This is a genomic window from Synechococcus sp. Cruz CV12-2-Slac-r, from assembly GCF_024346075.1.
Classification (GTDB): domain Bacteria; phylum Cyanobacteriota; class Cyanobacteriia; order PCC-6307; family Cyanobiaceae; genus Synechococcus_D.
In genome coordinates this window covers 1-2340 of the sequence record NZ_JAGQEK010000213.1, presented here as the reverse complement: position 1 = coordinate 2340, position 2340 = coordinate 1, and the positions used below count along the sequence as shown (strand labels likewise).

Annotated in this window: 3 protein-coding genes; 2 read left to right on the top strand and 1 reads right to left on the bottom strand. The window is 42.9% G+C overall.

Annotation, left to right across the window (positions count from 1 at the left end):
• Together KB557_RS10795 and KB557_RS10790 are read left to right on the top strand one after the other, a co-directional pair.
• Positions 1 to 1030, top strand: a 1030-nt coding sequence (locus KB557_RS10795) for a CO2 hydration protein (protein ID WP_255134095.1), incomplete at its 5' end; no start/stop codon positions are given.
• Positions 1031 to 1040: 10 nt separating this feature from the next.
• A complete protein-coding gene (locus tag KB557_RS10790) occupies positions 1041 to 1295 on the top strand; it encodes a 4a-hydroxytetrahydrobiopterin dehydratase (protein ID WP_255134092.1) in 255 nt (84 codons plus the stop codon).
• 27 nt (positions 1296 to 1322) lie between these two features.
• Here KB557_RS10790 and dnaA read toward each other — a convergent pair.
• Positions 1323 to 2340: chromosomal replication initiator protein DnaA (gene dnaA, locus KB557_RS10785; RefSeq protein WP_255134090.1), on the bottom strand; the 1018-nt coding region annotated here is incomplete at its 5' end.

The window sequence follows — 2340 nt, the reverse complement described above, 5'->3', positions numbered from 1 at the left end:
TGTTGTTGAAGTAGTTGATGTGCTTAAAAGCTATGGGGAAGTGCTTGATGCTTATAGCAAAAACTTAATTTATCAAGCGGAAAGCCAATTTCTAGTTCCTTTCCCTTTGTTTAAATATTTAGATGGAGATAAATCTTTTGCAAAAATTTGGCGGCATCTTTGCCATGATCGCATTAATTTTGAATATGCTGAATATTGCATGAAGGCAATGCTTTGGCACGGTACTGGTGGGATGGATGCTTATTTTGATAGCGCCGCATTTATAGAAAATATCGCAGCTATCATTCAAGTAAAGCGCCGTGATCCTTTATTGGGTTTGTTGCATCCCTTGTTTCCTCAGTTTTTACCTGAATTAATACGAACAGCTGCAACTACCCATGCATTAGGCCAATTCTGGCGTGTAATGAGCGATCTTTTTATCGATCTTGCTGATGCTGAAGCTGATAAACGAGTGTGCTCAATTTCGGATGTGGTGGATTTTATAAAAGCTGGTTTAGTGGCTGCTGCTGGTAATCCAATTAGCTACGGCGTAAAGCTTGGTAATAAACATTTTTGGATATTACCGCCTGAAGCGGGCCTTACTTTCCTAGCTGATGTGGCAGTGCCATATGTAGAAGCTGTGTTTTTGCGCGGCACCCCATTTTTGGGCACAGTTTCGTTTAATGCCCAGGCTCAGCAGATCTCTCCAGATCAGGCTCAATTTTGTTATGGGGCCCTTTATGCAGATCCCCTACCAACTATGGGAGCGGGAATACCACCAAGTTTGTTAATGCAAGATATGTATCGCCATTTGCCCAAGCGCTTGGATCTCCTTTATCAAAATCGCACCCGAGGAGAAGGTGATGTGCGGGTAAAGATCTGCCGTAGTTTTCAAAAATCAATGTTTTGCGTTACTAATGCTGCCATCGCAGGTACTTTCCCCCATGGGCTCGCAGGCACCACTGCTGATCAACTAGCTGCTGATGAAGCGTATGCAGACGCCTGGGCCAAAAGGCTTTCGCAGGGGCGCACTGATTGCCTCGCCGTTTAAGGTTCTTGTTATGAACCATCAATGGACGCCAAGACCAAAGCCGGATCGAGTTGAGTGGCTTGAGCGGCGGCTCGAATTTAACGATTACGCCAGTAATCGTGATTTTCTTGATCGTTTAAATGATTTTTGCGAAAAGGAGGCAAGGTTTCCAGATATTAGCTTTGGCCGCACCTACGTAAATATTACTTTGAGGGCTGAATTAGAAGGCTCGGCAATCACAGAAGTTGATCATAACTTTGCAGCAAGTATTGATAAATTAGTTTAAATTATTTATTTTTTAATAAAATCTTGGCTAATGGCGCCGCCGTGAGTCTATTTGCAGTAGATCTTTAACCTGTTGTATTTGATTGGCAAGATTTGGATCGATTGCAAGTTTTTTATCTATTTGTTGAACTGCATACATAACAGTGGTGTGATCTTTTCCGCCAAATTGATCGCCGATTTTTGGTAAGCTTAAATTTGTGCATTGACGCATTAAATGCATACCTACCTGCCGAGCTTGGCTCACCGCTTTTTTGCGACTACTACTACACATCTCAATGGTGCTTACACCAAAAACTTCTGCTACTTTTTCAAGTACTAATTTTGGATTTATATCTCCTTCCGGCAGTGATGATCCCAATAGTGGAGCCACAGATTCCACGGTCATTGGTAATCCAGTAATTGATGCAAATGCCACAGCCCTTGTGAGAGCACCTTCTAGTTCGCGAATATTTGAGGTGAAACGCGCAGCTAAATATTGAATTAATTCTCGCGGTAAGCTCATCTGCTCTTGCTCTGCTTTTTTGTGTAAAATCGCCATACGAGTTTCAAGATCTGGCGTTTGGATATCTGCAATTAACCCCATTGAAAATCTTGATATCAATCGTTCTTGAAGGCGTTGAATTTGGCTTGGTGGGCGATCACTGGCAATAACTATCTGCCGGCCTGCTTCATGTAAAGCATTGAAGGTATGAAAGAATTCTTCTTGAGTGTATTCCTTACCTTCTATGAACTGGATATCATCAACTAAGATTAAGTCGCAAGCGCGATATCTATCTCGAAATGCCTGCATTCCATCTTTACGGATCGCAAGTATCAAATCATTTGTAAATGTTTCTGTTGAAACATAAAATACTCGGGCAGCTGGATCGATCTCAACTCTGTAATGGCCGATGGCTTGCATTAGATGGGTTTTACCAAGCCCCACCCCACCACAAAGAAAAAGAGGATTAAATTCACGCCCTGGTGATTCGGCTACAGCTAAAGCAGCGGCATGGGCCATCCGGCTATTGGGGCCCACCACAAAACGTTGAAAGCTGTAGCGAGGA

Coding starts and splice junctions, on each gene's coding strand:
- KB557_RS10790 (WP_255134092.1), top strand. CDS start 1,041: ATGAACCATCAATGGACGCCAAGACCAAAGCCGGATCGAGTTGAGTGG.